Genomic DNA, 24,975 nt, shown 5'->3' on the forward strand with positions numbered 1-24,975 from the left:
GTGGATAACTTTGTTAATAAGTTGTTTATAATTAGGCATGCTTATTTTATCCCTAGACCATAAAATTCACTCACCATCTTAGTACTCACTCAATTTTTATTTAAAGTCTAGATTTTTTCCCTCATATAGCATAGCACTTAGTGCTAAAAGTGTCAATGTTTTTTCGAATGTTTTTTATTTTTGGACAACCATTGTTCGGATTTTCTTGCAAAACCTCTATTTATTTTTGATAGAAGTACTGATTTTTCCGCAAAACATCATAAAAATAGAGGAGATATCATCTACCTCCCCTATCCTGGCAATTTCGACAAATCACTAAACTTCGTAAATTGTTTATGGAAGAATAATTGAACAGTGTCAACTGGACCATTACGATGTTTGGCAATAATAACTTCCGTAATATTTTTCTGCTCACTATCAGGATTGTAATAGTCATCCCGATAGAGAAAAGCCACAATATCCGCATCCTGTTCTAGTGATCCTGATTCTCGAAGATCGCTTAGCATCGGTTTCTTTACCTGCCTGGATTCCACACTACGACTAAGCTGAGACAAGGCAATAACAGGGACATTGATTTCCCTGGCCAAAGCCTTTAGGGAACGGGAGATTTCTGAAATCTCCTGTTGACGATTCTCGCTCCCTTTCCCCTTTCCACTGCCTTGCATAAGCTGCAGATAGTCAATAATAATTAAGCTCAAGTTATGCTCTATCTTTAAGCGTCTTGCCTTTGAGCGCATTTCCATTACGGTAATACCTGCTGTATCATCGATAAAAATAGGTGCTGCGGACAATCTGTCTGCCCCGCTGACAAGTTTCGTCCAATCTTTAGCTTCCAGCTCACCAATTCGCAATCGCTGAGAATCAATGGCGGATTCTGCACACAACATACGTTGAACCAATTGCTCTTTGGACATTTCCAGACTGAAGAATGCCACTGCCTTTTTCTCGGCAATTCCAATATGCTGGGCAATATTCAGTACAAAAGCCGTTTTACCCATACTAGGACGAGCTGCAATCAGAATCAAATCAGAGGGCTGCAGACCTGAAGTCAGCTTATCTAAGTCTTTAAATCCAGTGGAAAGGCCAGTAATACTGCCTTTTGAAGCATATAGCTGTTCAATTTTATTAAATGCATCAAAGATAATACTCTTAATGGGAGTAAATTCTCCCCCCATTTTTCGACTGGATACAGATAGTATCATTTTTTCAGCACTATCTAAAATAGTAGTTACTTCTTCACTGCCTTCATATCCCATGCCGGCAATATTGGTAGCAGCATTAATCAATTGACGCAACAGCGCTTTTTCTTCTACGATTCTTGCATGATACAATACATTAGCAGCAGTCGGTACACTGTTCGCCAGGGAGGTTACATAAGCAATCCCGCCCGCTGCTTCCAGCTTGTCTTCTTTGCGCAGAAACTCAATAACAGTAACCATATCCACTGCATCATTTTTATTAAAAAGTTCCAGCATAGCATTATAGATTAAGCGATGAGCTTCGCGATAACAATCTTCCGGCCGTAACAACTCAGCAACCTTAGAAATTGCCTCCCGCTCAATCAGCATGGCGCCAAGTACTGCCTGCTCAGCCTCCATATTTTGTGGTGGTATTCTATCTAACAATCAACTTGCCTCCTCCCCATCTTGCTATGCACTTTTTTGCTCTGTATCAGACAATAGAATGGCTAGTGCTTCTTCTACGTTATCTACAGGACAGATTTCTAAGCCCAAATGCCCTTGGGGAATATCTTTTTCATTTTCTTTCGGAATAATCATAGTCGTAATACCTGCCTGTTTGGCACCATACGCTTTCTCAAAGACACCACCGACAGCCTTCACTTTACCCTGAATGGAAATTTCACCTGTCACTGCAACATCCTGACGAATGGGACGCTCTGTAATAGCGGAAATAATTGCAGCCAAAATGCCCGTCCCAGCTGAAGGACCATCAATGCGTCCGCCGCCAATAATATTAATGTGAACATCATAGTTGCCTAAATCTTCACCTGTTATCTTTCTGACTACAGCTGCAGCATTAAAGACTGAATCTTTTGCCATACTGCCGGCTGTATCATTAAAACGCAAACGTCCCTTACCCTTTTCTCCTGCTGCAAAGGATACAGCTTCAATTTCTAATACAGAACCAAGATAACCAGCAACACCTAGACCAAATACTTTACCAACTTCACCAATCTTAGCCGCCTTAAGATTTACAAAAGGAGTTAGACGGCTAACCTGTACTACTTTATATACATCATCATGGGTAATGACTACCTTTTCATGATCACTGGACCGATATAAAGCGATACCAAAGGCATCCGATAAGATATTAACAGCCTTACGGCCTTCAATGGTATATTCACTAATCAAAGCAGCTACATCAGATTCTAAAGCTACACCTAATTTGACTGCCGCATTATAAACAATTTCTTCTATATGCTTTGGCGTCAAAGGCTCAAAGTAAATTTCAGCACAGCGTGACCGTATCGCAGGATTAATTTCCGAAGCATCTCTTGTGGTCGCACCAATCAGAATGAAATCAGCGGGCGCACCATCTTCAAAAAGCTTTTTAATGTACTTGGGAACATTCGGGTCAGAAGGATCATAATAGGCGGATTCAAAAGATACCCGCTTGTCTTCTAGTACCTTTAGCAGCTTATTTTGCAGCATTGCATCCATTTCACCAATTTCATCAATAAATAAAATACCACCATGAGCATCTGTAGCTAAGCCGGGTTTCGGTTCTGGCACACCCGTCTCAGCTAAATCTCGCCGCGCTCCTTGGTAAATAGGATCATGAACGGAACCCAAAAGAGGGTTGGTCATCCCTCGGGAATCCCACCGCAATGTGGTTCCATCCACCTCGATAAAAGGAGCCTCTTGTGCAAAGGGCGTAAACTTAAGAGACTTTGCCGCTTCTAATACTAAGCGGGCAGCCGTTGTTTTACCAACCCCCGGCGGACCATAAAGAATCAGATGCTGAGGATAGGGTGATGCCAATTTAGAACGAAGGGCTTCTACCGCTCTTTCTTGCCCTACAATTTCCCCTAATGTTTCTGGACGAGTGATTTCCATAGCTGACTTAGTCAGTTTCTTCTGCTCTAACACTTCCAGCATGGCATATTTTTTTAAAGTTTGAGGATTTTCAACATTGTTTTCTTCCTCTTTGAGAACCTGCATCTTTATTTCTCTTACATACTCTTGATGGCGTTCTTCCATCTTATCATTAATCTTCTTTTCTAACCGATCTTCCAGGGACCGACGAGCCATTAAACTAGCTATCTCTTCTTCAATCGCAACTAAAATTTCCGGTACCTCTTGCAATGTAGGTATTTTTTCCATTGTTGGATCTTCAAATACCAGCTTTTGCAAGGCCAATACTCGCTCTCCTGTATTTTCAGAATTCATTAAAGATAAGGCATCCAGTTTTACAGCTTTTAGCACCACTTTATCTGGACCAAAAATACCCGCATACATTTCATATAATGCTGTTGTTTGATGCTTTAGCTGTTCATTGACCCTTGCCCTACTAGGCAACGGTCGTCTAGGAATAAATTTGTTAAAAAAGTTTTTCATATAATAGTCCTTTCTATAATCCCCGTTAGAGGACAGCAAAAGCATACATAACCAATGCTCTTGCTATTTAGCAATAATGTGTACCTGTATCTTAGCACTAATCTCAGGGTGCAGTTTAATGGATACAGGGTATGTACCTAATGCCTTGATCGCATCTTTCAAATCAATTTTGCGTTTGTCCATTTCGATTTTATGTTGAGCATGAAGAGCATCGGCAATATCCTTACTCGCAACAGAGCCAAATAATTTGCCGCCTTCGCCCATTTTCACACCAATGGTTACTTCTACTTTGGACATTTGCGCTGCTAACAGATTGGCTTCATCCAGTGCTCTTTGTTGCTTGCGTTCTTCCGATGCCTTTTGTTGACTTGCCTGATTGACATTTGAAGCAGTCGCAGGAATCGCTAATTTCTGCGCTAATAAATAATTGCGCGCGTAGCCTTCTGAAACCTCTATAATATCGCCTTTTTTGCCTAATTTTTTAACCTCTTGTTGTAGAATTACTTTCATTTTCTGCACTCTCCTCTATATACTTTGCGCTTAGTTCTATCACTTGGCGCTTTACTTCTTCCATAGTGCCTTTTTTAACCTGAGCACCAGCTACTGTCTGATGTCCGCCTCCACCTAGCTCTTCCATGATAACTTGTACGTTGAAAGCTCCGTTGGATCGTGCGCTAACACCAATGCCGCCATCTTCAAGGAAGAACAATACAAAGCTGATTTGTACTCCTTCTACTCCTAGCAGCATATCAGCAACTTGCGCTGCTACAATTTGTGCATTTTTTATATTATCGGGACAACCTGCTACGACTACGCCGCCAGGTAACATGATTGCCTGATTCAAAATTTCAGCCCGTGACTTAACCGTCTCAAAGTCTAAGCGAAACATTTGACGAACTAAAGCAGGATCAGCTCCTGAACGCCTTAAATAGGCTGCAGCATCAAAGGTACGCACTCCACTTTGTACCGAAAACTGCTTCGTATCGACAACAATGCCAGCATACAAGGCCGTTGCATCCATTTTATTAAACTCTAGGTAATCATCAAAGTACATCAATAACTCTGTAACCAGTTCACAAGTAGAAGACGCTGACGGTTCAAGATACACTAATAGCGGATTTGCAATGAATTTTTCAGAGCGGCGATGGTGATCAATAACAACCACTCGATCGACTTTACTTAATAACTCTGGTGCTGCAGATAATTCTGGATGATGAACATCTACTACAAACAGTAAGGTTTGGGGAGTAATCAGTGGCATCGCCTGAGCTGACGTGATAAATAAATCTTGATATTCTTCATAATCGGCCAAAATCTCCTGCAGTTTGCTTAATGAAACCCCTGGCTGGCTAACGACAATGTGTAATTCTTTTCCTAAATGGCGAGCCATAATACCCACGCCAATAGCAGCACCTAAACTGTCAAAATCCTCATTGGTATGACCCATGACCAGAACCCTATCAGCATCATCAATAATTTCCCGCAATGCCTGGGCTACAATCCGTGCCTTAACTCTTGTATTTTTTTCTACCGCTTTAGCTTTACCTCCATAGAATTGGAGTTTACCTCCTACATGAACAGCCACCTGATCGCCGCCTCGGCCTAATGCTAAATCCAGACCGGCTTGGGCTCGTTCTCCCAATATAGCTACAGAATCTTCATCAGCCGCAACTCCCATACTGAGTGTAACGGGAATTTTATTGCCAATATGAATGGCACGTACCCGATCAAGAATGTCAAACTTTTCCTGCAGGCATTTATTTAAGTTCTGACGGTTAAACACCGCAAGATACATGTCCTCTGCATATTTCTTTAATACAGCCTCATTCTCTGCCACCCATTCTGCTAGAAGCTTATTGACTTCCGCGACTACAGACGTTCGCTGACCTTCACTTAATCCTTGCAATACATCATCATAATTATCAATTTGGATGTAAGCCATAACCGGTACAGAATTTACACATTCAGCTCTCACTTTTTCACTGGCTGTAATATCACTAATATAAGCGATTATTAGCTCTTCATGATCCATTTTATGAATTATGGGTTCATGAATCACATCATAATATTTATCCTCTGTCGAAAATACTTCCCGGCCGGATTTGCCCCATACCTTATCCAAAGGAAACTCGGGACAAATGCCCATAATCGACTCTCCTAGTTCAACTTCATCACCAAACCAGTCGATAAGAACATCATTATGCCAATATAATTTTCCCTCTTTGTCAATGATCATCATAACTAAAGGCAAACTTTTTAACGCATAGGATGCTCCTTCTTCAATGCAGTTACTCATCGTATATAGGTAGCTATCCAACGCCTTTTGCCGCTCTTTGTGGCGTTCGCGCCCATACAAATACAAAGAACATAACAAAATTGCACCTAATACTGCTACATAGGGATTATAAAAAACAATTACCACTAATAAAGCTGTGGCAACAGCAAGATAAATTCTTGTATCAAACCAAAAAGACGGACCTTGCGGCATAAACAACTCCTCCTTGAAGGCTAGTCTCACACATCCAGTTTTTAATCTTTGGATTGAGGCCCTCGCAAACGTCGATAATCCATAACCATATCAATTGCACCTGCAACTATCAAGATCTGCGCAAAAAAACCATTTGTCAATATCAAGAACAGTATAAGTCCTTTAATCATTTTTGACAAATTGTATTTATCGGCAAAGTAGTTAAATAACGCCAAACCTTGCACTAAAATGAGGGTACTCGTGATCACTTGAAGATTCATGCCAACCTGAGTCAACAAGCTAATTTCCCTGCTATTACCCCAATAGATCATCACTAAGGATAATGCAAAAAAGTACACAATGTGATACGGCAAGGACCATTCTTTAAATGCTGGAAAGTTAGGAACATTATGCCCTAGTTTTCTTAATACAGTTTTGGCAATTAGAAAATTCAGCCACGTATCAAGTACCGATGCCATAATAAAACCTGCCGGTAAAATAATCTTCATTAATTCAATCATGGACTGCATAGACTCAGACATCTTAGCCAGTTCCTGCTCTGCCATGCCAAAATCCCGGTATACTTCAATGGCCTGAGCTACAGCATTATTCATTACATCACTTTGCATAGTAAGAGGATTCACACCGAGTACTAAGGCACTAATCGCCAATAACGCAGCTTTAGAAACCAAGGAAGCAGCCGTTCCCCACAACATCGTTTTACCAGCACTAAAATTCATACGAAAGGCATAGCCTAACACAATACCAATTAAACCAAATCCAACAACCACACTAAGAGAATGCAGCGGATGCATTAACATGGCAATCATAACACCAGAAACAACTGTTGCCATAATGCTCCACTTATAGCCATGACGAACACCTAATAAAATAATGGGCACGGGCCACATTAAATTAACAAAAGGTCCAATCAGAGGAAGATAAGCACTAATCAAGGCAAATAGTATGGCAATCCCTGATAATATTCCACCCTCTACCATAGGCCTGAGCCGTGTCTGTCTCATTCATTCACCCCTTTTGGCGGAGATGACGCCGGTACTCACTAGAGTCACCAAACCATTTCTCCACTTCCCGTTCTTTTTTTATATCTTGTTCTACTTGCATTAAAACCGACTTATCTAATGATTCAAAGCTAATCCCTAGTCGTCTTCCTAAAATATAGCAAGAAACGACTACGGCAGCCAATCCTTCGCCAATCGCCTGTTCACTATTCTTTGCCATGGCTTGGTATAGTTGACCAATATGGGTGATCAACTCCGCCTTTAGCCACTCTATCAAACGCATTTTGCGTAAAATATCCGACTCATTCGAAAACAAAACAGCCACTCCCCCCCTTTTTACTATATCTGATATAGTATTCGCAAATCAATAGTCTGTTTCCTGCTTTATCATAAAGTATATCCCAGATAAGAAGATACGATGACCCATTCTTAGCAGAATAAAATAAAAGAGAGGTTAAGTAACCTCTCTTTTGTTTTATTCTGCTGTGAATGGCAACAATGCAACAATACGTGCACGTTTAATCGCCAAAGTAACACTACGTTGATGCTTTGCGCAGTTACCAGAAATACGGCGAGGCAATATTTTGCCGCGTTCCGTAGTGTAACGACGGATTTTACCAACTTCTTTATAATCGATCGTTTCTACTTTATCCACGCAGAAACTGCAAATCTTTTTCTTAGGTTTTCTTCCTCTTTCACGTTTCACCGATAATACCTCCCTTTAAAATGGAATCTCTTCTTCAGGGAAGACCTCTGTACCAAAGGAGCTGACATCATATCCGGATGATTTTGCAGGACTAGCAGCAGTACTGCCACCGCTTACAGCTTGCTTCGTATCCAAAAATTCAACATTTTGGGCTACTACATCAGCTGCACGCCGTTTTTGTCCATCTTTCTCATAATCACGAATTTGCAAACGTCCTTCAACTAGTACACGACGACCCTTGGTAAGATTGTTGCCACAAACTTCGGCCAGCTTATCCCATACTACTACAGGAATAAAATCAGCTCGCTTATTCTCACCATAACCGGTATCAACTGCTACACTGAAAGATGCTACTGCCTTACCAGTCTGTGTATATCGAACTTCCGGATCACGAGTCAAACGACCGACTATTATAACCTTATTCATGGTTTAATTCCCCCTGGTCTATTCGTCTACTTTAATAATCATAAATTTCAAAATATCTTCAGTAATCTTCATTATACGATCAAGCTCAAGAATGGTCGCTGGTACAGCTGTAAAGGTAGTCAGGCAGTAAAAACCTTCAGCAAAGTCTTTTACTACATAAGCCAAACGCTTTTTGCCCCAACGATCAATTTTTTCTACTTGACCACCGTTGTTATTAATCAGGTTTTCAAATTTGGTAATTACCGCATTTGTCGCTTCTTCTTCCAACGGTTTAACAATAAACATGACTTCGTACTTTCTCACGAAATCACCTCCTCCTGTGGACTAATGGCTCCCTAGTGGGAGCAGGGAAGGTTTGTAAACATTTATAAACATTTTTTCAAACCTCTCTAGGCTACCCTAGACTGACATATTATATCACTAATAGTAATACAAATGCAACTATATATATTGAAAGAAATATTATACATTAAATCTAAAGTACGTAACATCCCCATCTTGCATAACGTACTCTTTACCTTCTAAACGAACCAATCCCTTTTCACGAGCCGCATTGGAGCTGCCTGTCAGTACAAGATCATTATAGGAGACAATTTCTGCACGAATAAAGCCACGCTCAATATCAGAGTGAATCTTGCCTCCGGCCTGAGGTGCTTTTGTCCCTTTTTTTATCGTCCAGGCACGTACTTCCTGCTCACCAGCCGTTAAGAACGTCACTAAGCCTAAAAGCTTGTATGAAGCCTTGATCAGCTTATCCAATCCAGATTCTGACAATCCAAGTTCCGCTAAAAATTCCTTCGCGTCCTCCGCTGGCAGTTCTGCGATCTCTGACTCAACTTTGGCCGATACTGCAATAACTTCTGCACCCTCTTCTACGGCGTACTTTCTCACAATTTTAACATACTCATTATCCTCTGCATTGGCTACTTCTTCTTCACTGACATTGGCAATAAACAATACTGGTTTTAACGTCATCAAGTTTAGGTCACCAATGAGTCCGGCTTCATCCTCTGTCATATTGGCGCGCCGTGCAGGCAATGCTTGCTCTAAAAGCTCTTTAATTTTTACCAGTACCGCCATTTCATTCGGTGCTTTCTTATCGCCAGTTTTAATGAGCTTCTGCACACGCTCCATACGCTTCTCCAATGTGTCTAAATCAGCTAAGCATAATTCGGTATTAATGATTTCAATATCCCGCAAAGGATTTAATGCTCCCTCAACGTGAGTGATATTTTCATCTTCAAAACAGCGTACCACTTGAGCAACAGCATCTACTTGGCGAATATGAGCTAAAAACTTATTGCCTAAGCCTTCTCCTTTAGACGCACCTTTCACCAATCCAGCAATATCAACAAAACGCATTGCCGTCGGGATACAGCGTTTTGTTTTATACATTTCCACCAAATGCGGTAAGCGCTCATCCGGAACATCTACGACACCCACATTTGGCTCTATTGTGCAAAAAGGATAATTAGCAGCCTCTGCACCTGCTTTTGTAATCGCATTAAACAATGTACTTTTACCTACATTTGGTAAACCAACAATACCCACTTCTAAATTTGTACTCATTCATCTATTCCACCTTACTTACAATTTCTTTTTAGTATGTCTTATTGTAGATGATTCTTCCCCTATTTTCAAGCAGGCACTTCACTCTTCTCCATGTTCACGACGATAAGCAATGGCATTCTTCAATCTTGCCGTACCTAATAACAACATAATAGAGCCTATGATAACACCCACTGTTAGATTGATTTTATTACCAAAATCTGTTCCCATTGCAATGAGCACAATCCCCGTCACCAAGGTCATGCCTCCTACAATAAACTGATACTTCACATTTATCCCTCCTCTTGCGTACCTTTGTGTGTTACGATTTCTTTTACACCTTTTTCAAACTTTACGCGTGGCACCAGGACAAAACGCCCACACCCTTGGCATTTTAAACCAAAATCAATCCCTGTCCGCGTAATTTCCCACAAAGCAGTTCCACAAGGATGGTTCTTCTTCATTCTCACAATATCACCAATTTGATAACGTACCATTATCTAACACCTTCTTGCCTTTTACTATTATCCATCACAGGATGGGGAATATTCGCTTCATTAAATAAACGTGTTACTGTGTAACGAAGAGTATTTTCCACTTTTCCTTGCTGCAAAGGCACAGTCTTCGCTACAATACGTACCATTAGCATCTGAGCACCAAGGTCTACTACACCTAATACTTTCGGTCCCTCTAAGACCTCTTCCATCTCCTTGCCTACACAAATACAAGCCTCTTCTAATAATAGAAGTACCTTATCCAAATCAGCCTCATAAGCAACAGGTATATTGACTACAGCTTGCATATGGCCTCTTGTATAATTACTAATCCTAGATATTGCACCATGGGGAATAATGTGCAGCACACCATTGCCATCTCGCAATTTAGTCACGCGCAAACCAATGTCTTCCACAGTACCTGCCATATCACCACTGACAATGTAATCCCCGACAGCAAACTGATTTTCCAATACAATGAAAAAACCAGTTACAAAATCACGGATCAAACTTTGAGAGCCAACACCAAGAGCCAATCCTATAATACCAGCTCCGGCCACAAGAGAGGTGGTATCAATATGGAATTCTTGCAGCACCATGAGGATTGTAATAAAATAAATAAAATACCGAATAATGCTTTGCAGCATTCCCCCCAGTGTTCTAGCACGTCTTTCGTCAAAAGAAAAAGCACTAATACCAACATTAGGGATAAACATTTTATTCACCATGAGGGAGAATAGACGCAATATAAGCATTGATCCTAATAAAATAGCTAAAAGACGTACTATTTTATTACCTGCTGCTAATAAAAATTCCGGCGTGAGCAACATGGTCATAGTTCAGTTCCTTTCACAATCATCATTATTTTACTTTTCATGATCATATTGTTTCCAGCTTTCTATAATTGCATATATATTATACATTATATGAAAAAATCCTTCTACTTAAGTCTTTCTTAATAAAGAAGAGCAAATGCACTGCCTCTGGCATATAATGTTGCACCAACGCTAAAGTGAGGCGACTATCATGTCAGATACCAATCAAAATCCTCAACCTATTATTGACCTGATATTGGCTGATATAAACGCAGTTATTCCTAATCTTTCTTCGTTAGTAGCTTCATATCGCCTGCTTGTAGGTGCCTCTGAAGAAATTCATCGTACACCAGAAATTTGTCCTGAAGTCTTCGAGCGGGCAGTAAGGCGTGCTGATAACGCTGGAACGTTGATCGATGTCTTCCTTGAATTACTCTGCTGCAAAGTAGCTTTTAGCAGCGATTTTTTAAAAATTTCTTGTGCGCCAGTGGATTTATTTCGGTTATTAGCCAATAAGTCCCCTACAACAGATGTTCCTTTTCACACAGCCGAGCAGGTCGTTGAGATGGAGGCCTTACGGCGTGTCCTAGAGTGCTGTCACCATAAAGGCTCTTGCCTTCCAGACAAGGAAGTGCTCTGCCCCAAACCTGAAGGAGCTCCTGAGCCACCTGCCCCAGCGCCGTCGTCAAACTCAGATATCCAAGAAGTAGAAGCTGTCGCCCTACAACAATTAGTCAATACATTTGGTGCACGAACCAATGAAGCAGTATCCCCGGATACTCCATCTACTTCCTCAGCAAATCCTGCCCCTTCAGAAATCAAAGATGCCTCCACCGATAGTAGCAGCTCGGAAAAATTCGACGATGAACGTGAAAGTCGTGTCCGCTGCAAACATTTATATACGTTTCATAATAAAAAAAGTAGTTCAAAGGAAATTGACAAAAAAAAATAAGCAAGAATCCCAAACGATTCTTGCTTATTTTTCTATTCATCAAGAGGACATGCCCCTAGTTCCTCGAGATGATCACATGGCTCTAGGTGAATGACGACATCACAAGAACCTAGCTTTTGCTTTATTTCCTCTTCAATTTGATCACAGATATCATGAGCCTTATTCAAATGCATATCTTTGTATAAAATAAGATGCATATCAATTAAACGCCAACTGCCGGAACGCCGAGTGCGGAGCTGATGAAAGGAAATGATCTCTTTGTGACTCTTAATGATGTCAATGATCATCTGTTCTTCATGTGCCGGCAAACTAATATCCGTTAACTCATATAAACTCTTCTTTGTCATGCCATAACCAGCTTTAAACACAATACCAGCTACAATGATTGCAATCACAGGATCAAGCCAGGCAAGACCAGTTACATGAATAATCACCAATCCTACTAACACCCCAACAGAAGTCCAGATATCCGCCCTTAGATGCAAACCATCTGCCTCTAAGGCATGAGAACCAGTCTGTTTAGCCACCTTAAATAATCTTTCTGATACCCAGTAATTAATAGCAATTGAAATGATCATAAGAGCAATACCATATTCTAAAAAACCTGGAACCGTAGCCGAATTCATTTTACTCCCGGCTTCATATACAATCCATACTGCTGCCCCGATAATCAATATCGCTTCGATAGCACCTGATAAATTTTCAAATTTTCCATGACCATAGGCATGATTGTCATCAGGAGGGGTATCTGCTTTGCGGACCGCATAAAAAGCAATCAAAGATGCAAGTAGATCAAAGCCAGAATGAGCAGCTTCTGAAATAATACTGACGGCCCCAGTATAAAATCCCACGATCAATTTCAATACAACCAAAACCGTATTAGAAATAACGGACAGCCTAGCAGTACGCTCCTTTAAATTACTATCCACATATCCCAATCATACTACCTCCTACCTTTTGCTTAGCAGCTCTATTCTTTGTTATAACCTTCAATAGCCTACACTATTCAAACGAACTATAAAAGGTACCAATTTCAGCTCATTTTTAGCAGATGCTACAGCCCATAAACGAATCATGCGCCTATAGGATGACATAACAAAAAAGCCTGCAGGCCCTCTAAGGTCCCGCAGGCTTTAATACATACCTGCTGCTTTCCGCCCGGCTGCGCCATGATGACCGCCTGTTCCTAGCATTATATTATATATAGTACCACATTAGGAATTTGCTTGTAAATATCTTTTATGGGTTGATTCTTAAAGAACATGACAGGCAAGCTTAGTTCATGATTTAATATGTACCACGTGGCTAATGGGGTATCCTTTAGCTGCAAGGGCCTTTTCTAATTCTTCCGTATCAATAATATCGGCCCGTATAATCATCTCAATTTTTCCATCGGGTAAGGCATAACTAACCATACTGGTAATATTGATATTCATTGCCAAAAATACTTCGGAAATTTCATGAAGCAATCCAATTTTATCTGTCACATCAAGGGTCAGACGAGTTTTCCCATCCACTAGACCCATAATATCAACAAAACTTTTAAAAATATCCGTTTCCGTAATGATGCCGGCGACTGCTCCTTGCTCATCTACTACTACCAAACCGCCAATGCGGTGGTTGTACATTAGAATTGCGGCTTCTTCAACTGTAGCACCCGTATTAATGCTAATCACTTCTTTTTGCATGATATCCTTAATTTTCATCTTCGCCAATAAGTAGTTAAGTTCAAAAATAGAAAGAGCAGTTGCTGGCGATGCCGATACCGCACGAAGATCTCTGTCAGTTACAATACCAACTAATTTTCCACCCTCAACCACTGGAAGACGGCGAAATTTATTATTACGCATAATCTCCGATGCATCGGCAATTGTTGTATTCGAACTGATTGTAATTGGGTTAGCTGTCATCCTGCTTTCTACAAACATTTTCATCATCTCCATTGATTTTTATTAAAGAAAACGCACTAAAGATTTTTCCCATGTCAGAAATTATGAATAATACAATTTAGGAATTCACCTTTTGTCTTTCATAACACTCTGCCACTACTATCTTTAGTGCGTCTTATCGATTAACCACCCAAATAGGCCTTACGTATTTCTTCACTTGCGGCCAACTCTTTCGCATCGCCGGAAAGGGTGATGCGTCCTGTTTCCAGTACATAGGCTCTATGGGCAATGGATAATGCCATATGAGCATTTTGTTCCACCAGCAAAACCGTGGTTCCGCTAGCATTAATTTCTTTAATAATAGAAAATATTTCTTTTACCAGCAATGGTGCAAGACCCATAGATGGCTCATCTAAGAGCAATAGCCGTGGGCGACTCATTAAGGCACGCCCCATAGCCAACATCTGCTGCTCACCACCTGACAACGTACCAGCTAATTGACTGCGCCTTTCTGCCAAGCGAGGGAACTTTACAAAGACATTCTCCATATCTTCCTGAATCCCTTTTTTGTCATTACGGATATAAGCACCTAACTCTAGATTTTCTAGAACAGACATATTTGCAAAAACCCTTCGCCCTTCCGGTACTTGAGAAATGCCAAGCTTTACAATGTCTTGAGCAACTACACCAGCAATGCTTTTTCCTTCAAAATTAATTTGACCTGCTTTCGGTTTTAGCAATCCAGAAATCGTACGTAAAATAGTACTTTTACCAGCACCATTCGCACCAATCAAGGTAACAATTTCCCCTTCATTCACCTCTGCGCTAATACCCTTTAAGGCATGTATCGCACCATAATATACATCAATATTCTCGATTTTTAACATTATTCAACCTCCTCTCCGAGGTAGGCCTCAATAACCCGTGGGTTATTCTTGATTTCCTCAGGTGTTCCTTGAGCGATTATACTACCATATTCTAATACATAAATACGTTCACACACATTCATAACCAATTGCATGTCATGTTCTATTAATAAAATAGTTAAATCAAATTCTTCTTTTATCCATTTTATCATTTGCATTAGCTGCTGAGTTTCCTGAGGATTCATGCCAGCCGCAGGTTCATCTAATAATAATAATTTAGGCTGAGCCGCTAGTGCTCTGGCAATTTCCAAACGCCGTTGCTCACCATAAGGTAAGTTTTTAGCGATTTCATCTTTTTTATCGCTTAATTTAAAAATTTCTAATAGCTTGATCGCTCTTTCTTCAATCTCTTTTTCTTCTTGATGGTATCTGCCTATACGCAAAACAGATTCTAATATTCCGTATTTTACATGAAAATGATAAGCGATCTTAACATTATCTAAAACGGATAGTTCCGAAAAGAGGCGAATATTTTGGAAGGTTCTGGCTACCCCTTTTTGAGTAATCTGAAAAGGTTTGAGTCCAACAATACTTTTACCATCAAAATCTATTTCGCCAGTTGTTGGTTGATATACACCCGTCAGTAAGTTAAAAGCGGTTGTCTTACCAGCTCCATTAGGACCAATCAATCCAATTAACTCACCTTTGCCAATATCGATGGAAAAATCGGATACGGCCTTAAGTCCGCCAAATACTTTGGAAAGTTTAGTTGCCTTGAGTATTGCCACGCTTATTACCTCCCATCAAACGGCCAAAGATTTTAAGACTGATTTCCTTATTGCCAAATAATCCTTGTGGCCGATACAACATTAATACGATCAGCATTAATGAATAAATGATCATACGCCACTCAGGATAGCTAGCTAACGCTGCAGAAACGAAAGTCAGTAATATAGCTGCCGTAATCGATCCACTAATACTGCCTAAACCACCCAATACTACAATTGTCAAAATATCAAAGGACTTCATAAAAGTAAAGGACGCAGGATGAGCGATATAAAAATAATGGGAGAATAAGGTTCCTGCAATACCAGCAAAAGCAGCACCAATCGTGAAAGCCATTACTTTATATTTCGTAGTATCAATTCCCATTGCCTCAGCTGCAATTTGATTCTCTCGAATCGAAATACACGCTCGGCCATGGGTAGAATTAATGAAATTTCTAATAAAGAATACAGTAAAAACGGTAGCGAAGAATACCCACGTGAAGTTACTATAACGAGGAATACCCATAAAACCAGATGCGCCGCCTACATAAGGAATATTCAGAATGGTAATTCTGATGATTTCTCCTAAGCCTAAGGTCGCAATGGCTAGATAATCACCATCTAAACGCAATGTTGGTAAACCAATTACAAATCCTAAGAAACCAGCCGCTGCTGCTCCACCTAAAATAGCAACAATAAAGGGCAATTGCAATTTAACAGTGAGTACAGCGCCAAGATAAGCTCCTACAGCCATAAATCCTGCATGACCGATAGAAAACTGACCTGTAAAACCATTAATTAGGTTTAAGCTTACCGCCAAAATCACATTAATACAGATTAAAATTAAATTTAGCTCCCAAAACGGTCCAATAACATCTAACATAATTAAGCTTTGCACAACAGCATACAATGCTATACATGCCACTAACGACAGCAATTCCTTCTTATTCTTTCCCATTATTATTTGCCACCTACACTTTCTCACGAACGTTTTTACCCAATAAGCCAGAAGGCTTAAACAGTAAAATAATAATTAAAATGGCAAACGCTGCAGCATCACGGAAAGTGGAAGAAATAAAGCCACTTACCATAGCTTCAATAACGCCCATTATAATACCACCAAGCATCGCCCCTGGAATCACTCCAATGCCACCCAAAACAGCAGCTACGAATGCTTTAAGACCTGGCATAATACCCATTAAAGGATCAATTGAATTATAATATACACCGACTAGCATGCCTGCTGCGGCTGCTAATGCAGAACCAATCGCAAAGGTCATGGAGATAACACGGTCAACATCAATACCCATTAATCGAGCCGCATCGGTATCAAAAGATACAGCACGCATCGCTTTACCGATTTTGGTACGTTGTACAACAAAGGTTAAAATAACCATTAGCACTACGGATATTGCCAATATAATTACCTGCTGACTATTCACTACAATATTGCCAAAAGTATAAACTTGAGATTCGAATAGAGCTGGAAACGTTCTCGGCTGCGGTGTAACAAGAAGCATCCCACCATATTCTAATAATAAAGATACACCAATTGCAGTAATTAATATCGCAATTCTAGGTGCTTTTCGCAATGGACGGTAGGCCAATCTTTCAATTGTCATCCCAACTATGGCAGCCACTACCATGGATACAATTAGCGCTGGGAAAAAAGAAAGTTTGAGCGTCGTTGTAGCAAAAAATGCTACATAAGCGCCTACCATATAAATATCACCATGCGCAAAATTAATCAACTTAATAATTCCATACACCATTGTGTAACCTAAAGCAATAAGTGCATAAATGCTGCCAAGAGATATACCATTTATTAATTGCTGTAAAAATTGCTGAGTAATTGAAAAATCCATGATTTCGCCTCCTACATTTCTTTTATTTTCAAGGGGTAAAGCGATGCCTTTCCCCTATATTTTTCACACTGAAGAAACAACTGCAATAAAGTCTAATAGAGTCTATTTCAAAATTCCCATCTACCTTTATTGTCCCTGTGCGTTTTCACTAAACATACGTCTTTGTACGTCTCGCTCAAATGCTCGTAAGGACTAGCATCTGGATATTTTAAAACAGCCTCTCAACAGGTTATATGTGCTTTTTAATCCCACTTTAGAATCCCTCGTAACCCCTCTTAGAATTATATACCTATCTTTTCTCTGTGGATATTCTCCTATAATATATACGTAATTATAGATACATTGTCTTCTAGTGTCAATACTTTTATCTTTTAATTTGTCGGTTAATCTCTTCCAAAAATACAAACACGCATTTACACCATACTTTTATATAATTTTTCATGTTAGAATCGTACCACTTTATACTTATTGCAATAATCATGCCATTTATGTTCTATTATCAATACTTTTGCGGCTTTATTCCTCGTAAGCTTTATTCCATACGTTCTAGCAAGTAAGTCAATTTTTTTAAAAAAACATATCAACTTCTAAAAAGCTCTTAGTGTTCATCAGGTTTATCCTTATGGGTGGCTTTTTTCGTCTGTAATTTGACATATTCGTCAACTCATTGACAGTGTCACTCCATACCGATACTTTATATCTAAGCAATGTTTCCCTTTCTTTCACTTGCTAAAAAACCACAAAAGCACAATGCCACACCAGTAGTATTGTGCTTTTGTGGTTAATAATAATACAATTTATGCTCTTTATTTCAGCAAGGGTAGCTCTGGACTCAATCTTATAAATGTCAATATGCTGACGCTTATCGATCTTACATAAACAATTAAGGATTTATTTTTTCTTTAAAAGTTTGCTTGCCATCCTTCATTTCAATAATAACAGCACTTTTTACGGCATCATGAGTTTCATTCAACGTAATTAAACCTGATACAGCATTATAGTCTTTTGTCTTAGCCAACTCATCTTTGATCTTCACCGTATCAACACCATTGGCACGCTTAATGGACTCAATGACCATCATCGTCGCATCATAAGCTAATGCAGCAAAAGCATCTGGAGTTTCTTTATATTCTGCTTTATATGCATCAACAAAAGTCTTAATTGCTGGACTATTGTCATCTGGTGAGTAATGATTTGCAAAGAACGTATTATTCAGCGCTTGCGCTCCAGCGATTTCTGGAAGCTTCGCAGAATCCCAGCCATCACCACCGAGAAGCGGCATAGTTAAACCAATTTCTCGAGCCTGTTTCGCAATCATACCGACTTCTTGATAATAACCTGGTACAAAGACGACATCCACATTCGCAGCTTTAATTTTCGTTAATGTAGCTTTAAAATCCGTATCTTTTGCCAGATACGCTTCTTCTACTGCAATTGTACCGCCATTCTTAATAAAGGTTTCTTTAAAGAACTGCCCTAAGCCCTTAGCATAGTCACTGGAGTTATCAATGTAAATTGCTGCAGTCTTAGCTTTTAAGGTTTTCGTAGCAAAGTTTGCCATTACTGAACCTTGGAAAGGATCAATAAATGCTGCTCTGAATAAATAGTCCCGAACCTTATTAGTTGTAGGATCTACTGTCACTTTAGGATTGGATGCTGTTGGACTAATTGCTAAGACTTTATTATCGTTATTGACTTGGGCACCGGCAATCACGCTGGAAGAAGCAATTGGAGCAATAACAGCTACTACCTTATCCTGGGTAATTAATTTCTGCATAGCATTTGCAGCTTCTGCAGCTTCGCTCTTATTATCTGCAACTACTAAACTTAACTGTTTACCTAGAACACCACCATTAGCGTTTACTTGTTTAATTGCTAAATTTGCACCATTGCTTGCAGATTTACCAAAAGTCGCATTGCCACCAGTCATTTCTAAGTTGGCACCAAGTTTAATTACATTACTATCTTGTTTACCGCTGCACCCTGTTGCCATTAAGCCCAGCATAGCAACAGCAATAAAGGTACTGATCCACTTACTTGTTTTTTTCATAAACACTGATTCTCCTTTTAAATAATATGTATTTTCTCCATTTTAAAAAGTCCGTATCCACTGTTCGAAATACGCCTTAGTCCTCCCCAGGCGAATATTCGTACTTGTCACATGCTGTATTATAGACATATTGCGCTTTGCTGTCAATACTCATAGAAAGGACATTAGGCAATTCGTCCTTGTGTAATAGACATTTGCGATTTTTTTTATAGATTATACTAAAATCGAATTATTTCTTCTCTTCTTGTGATAATACGGTCTTGCAATTCTCACTATTTATCCAGAAACACCTGGCACATATTTCCAAAATACAGCTGACTATTCTAAATCAATCCATAAATGTAAAAAACTTGGCCAATGCCAAGTTTTTTACATTTATGGATTGATTTTTTCTTTAAAGGTTTGCTTGCCATCTTTCATTTCGATAACAACACCACTTTTGACCGGGTCATGGTTTGCATCTAGAGTAATGACTCCTGTTACGACTTGCAAATCTTTTGTTTTTTCTAATGCATCCCTAATTTTATCAGGTTCCGTGCTATTTGCCCGTTTAATCGCGTCAATAACCATCAAACCAGCATCATAACCTAATGCTGCTAAAGCATTTGGCTCTTGGCCATACTCTTTTTTATAGGCTTCTACGAATTTTACAATACGAGGGTCTGTATCTTGAGAAGAGTAGTGATTACTAAAGAAAGTATTATTCATCGCTTCTGCCCCTGCAACTTCCACGACCTTAGGATCATCCCAGCCATCTGTACCAATAAGAGGTATGGTAATTCCTAACTCACGAGCTTGCTTTGCTATTTTACCTACTTCTTCATAATATGCAGGGATAAAGATAGTATCTGTATTCATTACTTTTATCTTCGTTAACGTAGACTTAAAATCTTGGTCTTTTTGCAAGAAAGCTTCCTTGCCTACGACTACACCACCATTTTTAACAAACTGGGCCTCAAAAGATTCGGCCAGCCCCTTGGAATAATCCGAACTATTATCAATATAAATCACAGCTGTTTTTGCCTTTAATGATTTGCTAGCAAAGTTAGCCATTACAGTTCCTTGGAATGGATCAATAAAGCAGCTGCGGAAGGCATACGGTCTTACTTTACCATTATCCACAGTAATCTTCGAATTCGTACCTGTGGCTGTAATGACAGGAATTTTATTATCTTGTGATACCTGCAGGGTTGCTAATACATTAGAGCTAGCAACAGGTCCCATAACAAGAGGAACTTTGTCTTGGGTAATCAGTTTTGTGATTGCATTGGTAGCCTCAGAAGGTTCTGATTTATTATCGGCCAATATTAACTTTATTTGCTTACCAAGAACACCGCCTGATGCATTGGCTTCTTTAAAAGCTAGCTGAATGCCATTTGTTGTCATCTTACCAAAGTTAGCAACTCCACCAGTTAACTCAAAATTTCCGCCAATTTTTATTTCTTTGGAATCATTCGCAGACGGAGTTGAACTACATCCTGCCAACATGAAACCGGACATGGTTACCGTAAGCAATAAACCAATGAAAGAGAACCCTTTCTTTGACATCATTATTCCTCCCATATTCTAACTTGTAATAAGATTTGTACTAATAATTCCAACTGTATATAACCCAAGGGCACCTAGATGAAATACTATTTGAATTTCTTTCAAACATAATCTGTAACTTTTACCTGCCTCCTTATTATTTATGTTACACTTTACAGTTTTATTAATACATTCCGAAAATAAGTACTCTATCAGAATATATTTGTGTATGTATGATATTATATTTATTCCTAACTTTACTGTCAATACTTTTATATTAGGACTTATGTTTAAAAATAGTCTTTTTAAATAACAGTTCAAGAAAATGTGTCTTCCACCCATAAACAAACAAAAATGGACTCGGCTTAAGCCGAGTCCATTTTTGTTTGTTTACGGATTGATTTTTTCTTTAAAGGTTTGCTTGCCATCTTTCATTTCGATAACTACACCACTCTTAATTGGATCATGATTTGCATCCAACGTGATTTTACCTGTTACCACTTGCAAATCCTTGATCTTTTCCAAGGCTTCTCTTATTTTTTCAGGTTCCGCGCTATTGGCTCTTTTAATAGAATCAACAACCATTAAAGCCGCGTCATACCCTAATGCTGCAAAGGCGTTAGGTTCCTGCCCATATTCTTTCTTATAGGCCTCTACAAATTTCACAATATTAGGATCTGTATCTTGAGATGAATAATGATTACTAAAGAAAGTATTATTTAATGCAGCAGCGCCAGCAACCTCTGCTATTTTAGGATCATCCCATCCGTCAGTACCGATGAAAGGTACTGAAATTCCCATCTCACGAGCTTGTTTTGCAATTTTACCTACTTCTTCATAATACGCAGGAATAAAAATTGTCTCAGGATTTAATGCTTTTATTTTGGTCAAAGTGGATTTGAAATCTTGATCTTTCTGTAAGAATGCTTCTTTTCCAATAACAGTGCCACCATTTTTTACAAATTGGGCTTCAAAAGATTCTGCCAGATTCTTAGAATAATCTGAGCTGTTATCAATGTAAATAACAGCCGTTTTTGCGTTTAATGTTTTCGTTGCAAAATTAGCCATCACAACACCTTGGAATGGATCGATAAAACAGCTGCGGAAAACATAAGGTCTTACTTTGCCGTTATCCACAGTAATTTTAGCATTTGTTCCTGTTGGAGTGATGACAGGAATTTTATTATCTTGTGCTACCTGCAATGCTGCTATTGCATTGGAGCTAGTAATAGGTCCCATAATAAGGGAAACTTTATCTTGTGTGATTAGTTTAGTCATTGCATTAGTAGCTTCAGATGCTTCTGACTTATTATCAGCTTGAATAATTTTAATCTGCTTACCCAGAACTCCCCCAGCAGCGTTGACTTCCTTAAATGCTAATTGGATGCCATTAAAAGCGGATTTACCATAATTGGCAACACTACCGGTCATTTCAATATTTGCACCTATTCTTATTTCCTTAGAGTCTGAAGCTGATGGAGTGGAACTACATCCTGCTACCATCAATCCCAACATAGCCACTGCCACTATTAAAGCAGTGAAAGATATTCCTTTTCTTGACATGATAATTCCTCCCATTCTTAATGATTTGATAAGAGTCTTATACTTTTTGCTTTAACCGTCACGAAACAAAAGCACTTTGCTCTTTAGCGCCTCCTAGATAAAAAAATGCCTTTTTTAATAATATACAGCTATCTTTTCTGATTTTCCATTCATTTAATTACACGTTTACATCTTTTTAAAGGACATTTGCTAGAAAAGTACACAACTGCAACATATTTGTATCTGTAGGCTATTATATTTACTTCGTTACTTACTGTCAAGGCTTTTGTTAGTTTTTTTTATCACTTTATAAACATATGTCTCTTGTTATTGCACATTCACTTTTTCTGCAAAAAAACAAAAAAGAAAAAATCGGTGTGAAGTAAAGCGCAGACTAGGCTTTTACCTTTTACCGATTTATTTCTTTTTGTAACATCACCTATTTTATTATATGAACGGAATTTCTTATATTTTCTGACGAAGCTCATATACATCGGTTCTGCGGTGCTGCAATAATGGCAACTCCCTTCGAACCTTATTTAGGATTTCAAGATCAATTTCTACGATAAGCAGTTTTTCTTTGTCATCCGCTACAGATACGATTCGTCCCCATGGATCAACTACCATGGAGTGTCCATATACTTGATACGAAGCTTCCGGAACATTAGCAGGTGCTACTCCTGCTACAAAAACTTGATTATCAACAGCCCTAGACCGCATTAATAATTCCCAATGAGCAGGACCTGTTGACATACCAAAGACACCTGGAAAGATGAGAAGTTTGGCGCCAGCAAGGGCCATTAAACGTGATAACTCTGGAAATCGTATATCATAACAAATTCCAATTCCCAGAGTCAAGCCCGCTGCCTTTATTACCGTTACATCCTGCCCCGCTGATAAGATGCTCGATTCTTTAAATACAGTACCACCTGCAATTTCAACATCAAATAAATGTGTTTTTCGATGTCGCCCCAATAGGCCGCCTTGTTCATCAAAGATAAAACAGGTATTGTAAAGATTTCCCCACTCATCTCTTTCAGGCATAGATCCGCCTACTACTACCATCCGCTCTTGTGCTGCTGTTTGAGACAACATGGTAAAGGTATCTCCATCGGGATAGGATTCAGCATACCTTGAGAACAATTCTGCTTCATAAGGACAATTGAACATTTCAGGTAATATAGCAACCTGGCATTTTTCTTTAGCTGCCGCTTTTAACATCCTTTCTGCATTACGAATGTTTAATGCTTTATCTGGTGTAACAGCTAATTGGCAAATTCCTAAGGTAATGGAACTGGATTTCACTAACAATCCCCTCCTTGGTTATAAACAAAAAATACGATTTCTACATCCCAGCAGTGGGCATTACATGACTTTTAACAATGAGCTCAAATCAGAAGTACAGATTTCGCCATTAGGACATCCAATTAAATTTCTACCGCTATCCTTAGCATTATATAAAGCATCGTCTGCAATCTTAAAGAGTTCTTCTGCTGTTTTAATTTTCTCATCACCAATCCCATAGCCAATGCTAACAGTAACATGTAGTTCCGTTTCATCTCCAAAATGAAAGGCATGTTGTTCTATGTTATTGGAAATCCTCAAAGCGGCAGCTTGTATTTCCTGTTCATTGTTGCATTGCAGTATAACTGCAAACTCCTCCCCCCCATAACGAAAAATCATATCCCTCTCCCGCAAACTATTTTTTAGCACGATAGCGATATCCCGCAGTACAGCATCACCACATAAATGCCCATACGAATCATTAAAAACTTTAAAATAATCTACATCAAGAAGTAATATTGCTATGTTACTAGGTTGCATTTCATTTAGTCTTTGCCTAAAGGATCGATAATTATATAAATTTGTCAATTCATCTTTTTCTGCCAAACTACTAACCATCTTATAAGAAGATTCCATCTGATTTAATAATTGATTAACCTTTTCGCTTTGGGAAAGAGCGCGCCCCTCTAGTTGAGATAAGTGTTGAACTAATACATTCATATTAATAATAAGCAGCGAATGCATATATATGGATAACCTATTTTCTACAATCCCTTCTGCCTGACTCAGGCTAACTGCAATGTATATACAGGAAATAAGCATGGATCCAATTAACGAATATCTAGGATTATATTGTAGGGCGATCTGTACGGCATAGAAATAAAATAATATTGTTGCCATAGAATCCGGTGTATGCCAATATAAGTATCCCAGTACAGCATTTGTAGCAATAAAAGAAAGAATCTCATAATAGATACTCCGTCTATCGATAGAAAAGGCAATCAATATTCCATATATTACCATCGCCATGCCATAGAGAGAAAGCTGATCATTGGATTCATCCGGTGCTTTTGTAAGGACTAAAGCCAAACAAAAAGCTAATGTAATAACATTTGCAACAAATACAATCCGTACCTTCCTATACGTTTTTTCTTCAAACATGCCTAACCCTCTTTTG

General features: G+C 39.1%; 25 protein-coding genes. 1 reads left to right on the plus strand and 24 read right to left on the minus strand.

Features of this window, described 5'->3' with window-relative positions; translation table 11 throughout:
• Positions 1-290 precede the first annotated feature (290 nt).
• The 13 genes from dnaB to JBW_RS23490 form a co-directional block, all read right to left on the minus strand.
• The gene (dnaB, locus tag JBW_RS23430) at positions 291-1,625 is read right to left on the minus strand and encodes a replicative DNA helicase (RefSeq protein ID WP_007954774.1); all 1,335 of its coding nucleotides are present in this window, start codon (positions 1,623-1,625) and stop codon (positions 291-293) included.
• A gap of 24 nt (positions 1,626-1,649) precedes the next feature.
• The gene (gene lonC, locus JBW_RS23435) at positions 1,650-3,578 is read right to left on the minus strand and encodes a Lon family ATP-dependent protease (protein WP_036680657.1); all 1,929 of its coding nucleotides are present in this window, start codon (positions 3,576-3,578) and stop codon (positions 1,650-1,652) included.
• Between the two features lie 63 nt (positions 3,579-3,641).
• Positions 3,642-4,088: a 50S ribosomal protein L9 gene (rplI, locus tag JBW_RS23440; RefSeq protein WP_007954772.1), complete on the minus strand. Its 447-nt coding sequence runs from the start codon at positions 4,086-4,088 to the stop codon at positions 3,642-3,644.
• Positions 4,060-6,066: a DHH family phosphoesterase gene (locus JBW_RS23445; RefSeq protein WP_007954764.1), complete on the minus strand. Its 2,007-nt coding sequence runs from the start codon at positions 6,064-6,066 to the stop codon at positions 4,060-4,062. Before JBW_RS23445 ends, rplI begins: the two co-directional genes overlap by 29 nt.
• A 41-nt stretch (positions 6,067-6,107) precedes the next feature.
• Positions 6,108-7,070, minus strand: coding sequence for a YybS family protein (locus tag JBW_RS23450; RefSeq protein ID WP_007954758.1), 963 nt, complete (start codon positions 7,068-7,070; stop codon positions 6,108-6,110).
• A gap of 4 nt (positions 7,071-7,074) precedes the next feature.
• Positions 7,075-7,392 carry a MazG-like family protein gene (locus JBW_RS23455; RefSeq protein ID WP_235334102.1) on the minus strand — a complete coding sequence of 106 codons (318 nt, stop codon included), beginning with the start codon at positions 7,390-7,392 and terminating at the stop codon, positions 7,075-7,077.
• Positions 7,393-7,542: 150 nt separating this feature from the next.
• Complete coding sequence (rpsR, locus tag JBW_RS23460; RefSeq protein ID WP_007936039.1) at positions 7,543-7,773, minus strand: 30S ribosomal protein S18; 231 nt, start codon at positions 7,771-7,773, stop codon at positions 7,543-7,545.
• A 15-nt stretch (positions 7,774-7,788) separates the two neighbouring features.
• On the minus strand, positions 7,789-8,199 hold the full coding sequence (locus JBW_RS23465) for a single-stranded DNA-binding protein (RefSeq protein WP_007954753.1): 411 nt from the start codon (positions 8,197-8,199) through the stop codon (positions 7,789-7,791).
• Positions 8,200-8,217: 18 nt separating this feature from the next.
• A complete protein-coding gene (gene rpsF, locus JBW_RS23470; protein WP_007954751.1) occupies positions 8,218-8,502 on the minus strand; it encodes a 30S ribosomal protein S6 in 285 nt (94 codons plus the stop codon).
• Positions 8,503-8,661: 159 nt separating this feature from the next.
• Positions 8,662-9,768 carry a redox-regulated ATPase YchF gene (gene ychF, locus JBW_RS23475; RefSeq protein WP_007954749.1) on the minus strand — a complete coding sequence of 369 codons (1,107 nt, stop codon included), beginning with the start codon at positions 9,766-9,768 and terminating at the stop codon, positions 8,662-8,664.
• A gap of 81 nt (positions 9,769-9,849) precedes the next feature.
• On the minus strand, positions 9,850-10,038 hold the full coding sequence (locus JBW_RS23480) for a hypothetical protein (RefSeq protein ID WP_007936047.1): 189 nt from the start codon (positions 10,036-10,038) through the stop codon (positions 9,850-9,852).
• Between the two features lie 2 nt (positions 10,039-10,040).
• On the minus strand, positions 10,041-10,247 hold the full coding sequence (locus JBW_RS23485) for a DUF951 domain-containing protein (protein ID WP_082076252.1): 207 nt from the start codon (positions 10,245-10,247) through the stop codon (positions 10,041-10,043).
• Positions 10,244-11,077 carry a mechanosensitive ion channel family protein gene (locus JBW_RS23490; RefSeq protein ID WP_007954745.1) on the minus strand — a complete coding sequence of 278 codons (834 nt, stop codon included), beginning with the start codon at positions 11,075-11,077 and terminating at the stop codon, positions 10,244-10,246. The genes JBW_RS23485 and JBW_RS23490 overlap by 4 nt, the downstream gene beginning before the upstream one ends.
• Positions 11,078-11,267: 190 nt before the next feature.
• On the opposite strand from JBW_RS23490, the gene JBW_RS23495 reads away from it, so the two are divergent.
• Positions 11,268-12,008, plus strand: a complete 741-nt coding sequence (locus JBW_RS23495; RefSeq protein WP_007954743.1) for a hypothetical protein — start codon at positions 11,268-11,270, stop codon at positions 12,006-12,008.
• A gap of 32 nt (positions 12,009-12,040) precedes the next feature.
• Here JBW_RS23495 and JBW_RS23500 read toward each other — a convergent pair whose 3' ends face one another.
• The 11 genes from JBW_RS23500 to JBW_RS23550 form a co-directional block, all read right to left on the minus strand.
• Entirely contained in the window at positions 12,041-12,946 is a 906-nt protein-coding gene (locus JBW_RS23500) for a cation diffusion facilitator family transporter (RefSeq protein WP_007954737.1), read from the minus strand.
• A 342-nt stretch (positions 12,947-13,288) separates the two neighbouring features.
• Positions 13,289-13,936, minus strand: a complete 648-nt coding sequence (locus JBW_RS23505) for a CBS domain-containing protein (RefSeq protein ID WP_007954735.1) — start codon at positions 13,934-13,936, stop codon at positions 13,289-13,291.
• Positions 13,937-14,079: 143 nt separating this feature from the next.
• On the minus strand, positions 14,080-14,784 hold the full coding sequence (locus JBW_RS23510; protein ID WP_007954733.1) for an ABC transporter ATP-binding protein: 705 nt from the start codon (positions 14,782-14,784) through the stop codon (positions 14,080-14,082).
• A complete protein-coding gene (locus JBW_RS23515) occupies positions 14,784-15,551 on the minus strand; it encodes an ABC transporter ATP-binding protein (RefSeq protein WP_007954731.1) in 768 nt (255 codons plus the stop codon). The genes JBW_RS23510 and JBW_RS23515 overlap by 1 nt, the downstream gene beginning before the upstream one ends.
• A complete protein-coding gene (locus JBW_RS23520; RefSeq protein WP_007954730.1) occupies positions 15,529-16,488 on the minus strand; it encodes a branched-chain amino acid ABC transporter permease in 960 nt (319 codons plus the stop codon). Before JBW_RS23520 ends, JBW_RS23515 begins: the two co-directional genes overlap by 23 nt.
• A 13-nt stretch (positions 16,489-16,501) precedes the next feature.
• A complete protein-coding gene (locus JBW_RS23525) occupies positions 16,502-17,395 on the minus strand; it encodes a branched-chain amino acid ABC transporter permease (protein WP_007954729.1) in 894 nt (297 codons plus the stop codon).
• Between the two features lie 883 nt (positions 17,396-18,278).
• Complete coding sequence (locus JBW_RS23530) at positions 18,279-19,445, minus strand: ABC transporter substrate-binding protein (RefSeq protein WP_007954728.1); 1,167 nt, start codon at positions 19,443-19,445, stop codon at positions 18,279-18,281.
• 375 nt (positions 19,446-19,820) lie between these two features.
• A complete protein-coding gene (locus tag JBW_RS23535; protein ID WP_007954727.1) occupies positions 19,821-20,993 on the minus strand; it encodes an ABC transporter substrate-binding protein in 1,173 nt (390 codons plus the stop codon).
• Positions 20,994-21,362: 369 nt separating this feature from the next.
• Positions 21,363-22,535, minus strand: a complete 1,173-nt coding sequence (locus JBW_RS23540) for an ABC transporter substrate-binding protein (RefSeq protein ID WP_007954726.1) — start codon at positions 22,533-22,535, stop codon at positions 21,363-21,365.
• A gap of 444 nt (positions 22,536-22,979) precedes the next feature.
• The gene (locus JBW_RS23545) at positions 22,980-23,819 is read right to left on the minus strand and encodes a carbon-nitrogen hydrolase family protein (RefSeq protein WP_007954725.1); all 840 of its coding nucleotides are present in this window, start codon (positions 23,817-23,819) and stop codon (positions 22,980-22,982) included.
• Between the two features lie 60 nt (positions 23,820-23,879).
• Positions 23,880-24,959: a GGDEF domain-containing protein gene (locus tag JBW_RS23550; RefSeq protein ID WP_007954723.1), complete on the minus strand. Its 1,080-nt coding sequence runs from the start codon at positions 24,957-24,959 to the stop codon at positions 23,880-23,882.
• Between the last annotated feature and the right edge of the window lie 16 nt (positions 24,960-24,975).

Source organism: Pelosinus fermentans JBW45 (genome assembly GCF_000271665.2).
Taxonomy (GTDB): domain Bacteria; phylum Bacillota; class Negativicutes; order DSM-13327; family DSM-13327; genus Pelosinus; species Pelosinus baikalensis.

Bases quoted from the DNA above. Each gene is read 5' to 3' on its own strand.
- lonC (WP_036680657.1), bottom strand. From the start codon at position 3,578: ATGAAAAACTTTTTTAACAAATTTATTCCTAGACGACCGTTGCCTAGT.
- rplI (WP_007954772.1), bottom strand. From the start codon at position 4,088: ATGAAAGTAATTCTACAACAAGAGGTTAAAAAATTAGGCAAAAAAGGC.
- JBW_RS23445 (WP_007954764.1), bottom strand. From the start codon at position 6,066: ATGCCGCAAGGTCCGTCTTTTTGGTTTGATACAAGAATTTATCTTGCT.
- JBW_RS23450 (WP_007954758.1), bottom strand. From the start codon at position 7,070: ATGAGACAGACACGGCTCAGGCCTATGGTAGAGGGTGGAATATTATCA.
- JBW_RS23465 (WP_007954753.1), bottom strand. From the start codon at position 8,199: ATGAATAAGGTTATAATAGTCGGTCGTTTGACTCGTGATCCGGAAGTT.
- ychF (WP_007954749.1), bottom strand. From the start codon at position 9,768: ATGAGTACAAATTTAGAAGTGGGTATTGTTGGTTTACCAAATGTAGGT.
- JBW_RS23490 (WP_007954745.1), bottom strand. From the start codon at position 11,077: ATGACCATGTTGCTCACGCCGGAATTTTTATTAGCAGCAGGTAATAAA.
- JBW_RS23495 (WP_007954743.1), top strand. From the start codon at position 11,268: ATGTCAGATACCAATCAAAATCCTCAACCTATTATTGACCTGATATTG.
- JBW_RS23505 (WP_007954735.1), bottom strand. From the start codon at position 13,936: ATGTTTGTAGAAAGCAGGATGACAGCTAACCCAATTACAATCAGTTCG.
- JBW_RS23510 (WP_007954733.1), bottom strand. From the start codon at position 14,784: ATGTTAAAAATCGAGAATATTGATGTATATTATGGTGCGATACATGCC.
- JBW_RS23520 (WP_007954730.1), bottom strand. From the start codon at position 16,488: ATGGGAAAGAATAAGAAGGAATTGCTGTCGTTAGTGGCATGTATAGCA.
- JBW_RS23525 (WP_007954729.1), bottom strand. From the start codon at position 17,395: ATGGATTTTTCAATTACTCAGCAATTTTTACAGCAATTAATAAATGGT.
- JBW_RS23530 (WP_007954728.1), bottom strand. From the start codon at position 19,445: ATGAAAAAAACAAGTAAGTGGATCAGTACCTTTATTGCTGTTGCTATG.
- JBW_RS23535 (WP_007954727.1), bottom strand. From the start codon at position 20,993: ATGTCAAAGAAAGGGTTCTCTTTCATTGGTTTATTGCTTACGGTAACC.
- JBW_RS23540 (WP_007954726.1), bottom strand. From the start codon at position 22,535: ATGTCAAGAAAAGGAATATCTTTCACTGCTTTAATAGTGGCAGTGGCT.
- JBW_RS23550 (WP_007954723.1), bottom strand. From the start codon at position 24,959: ATGTTTGAAGAAAAAACGTATAGGAAGGTACGGATTGTATTTGTTGCA.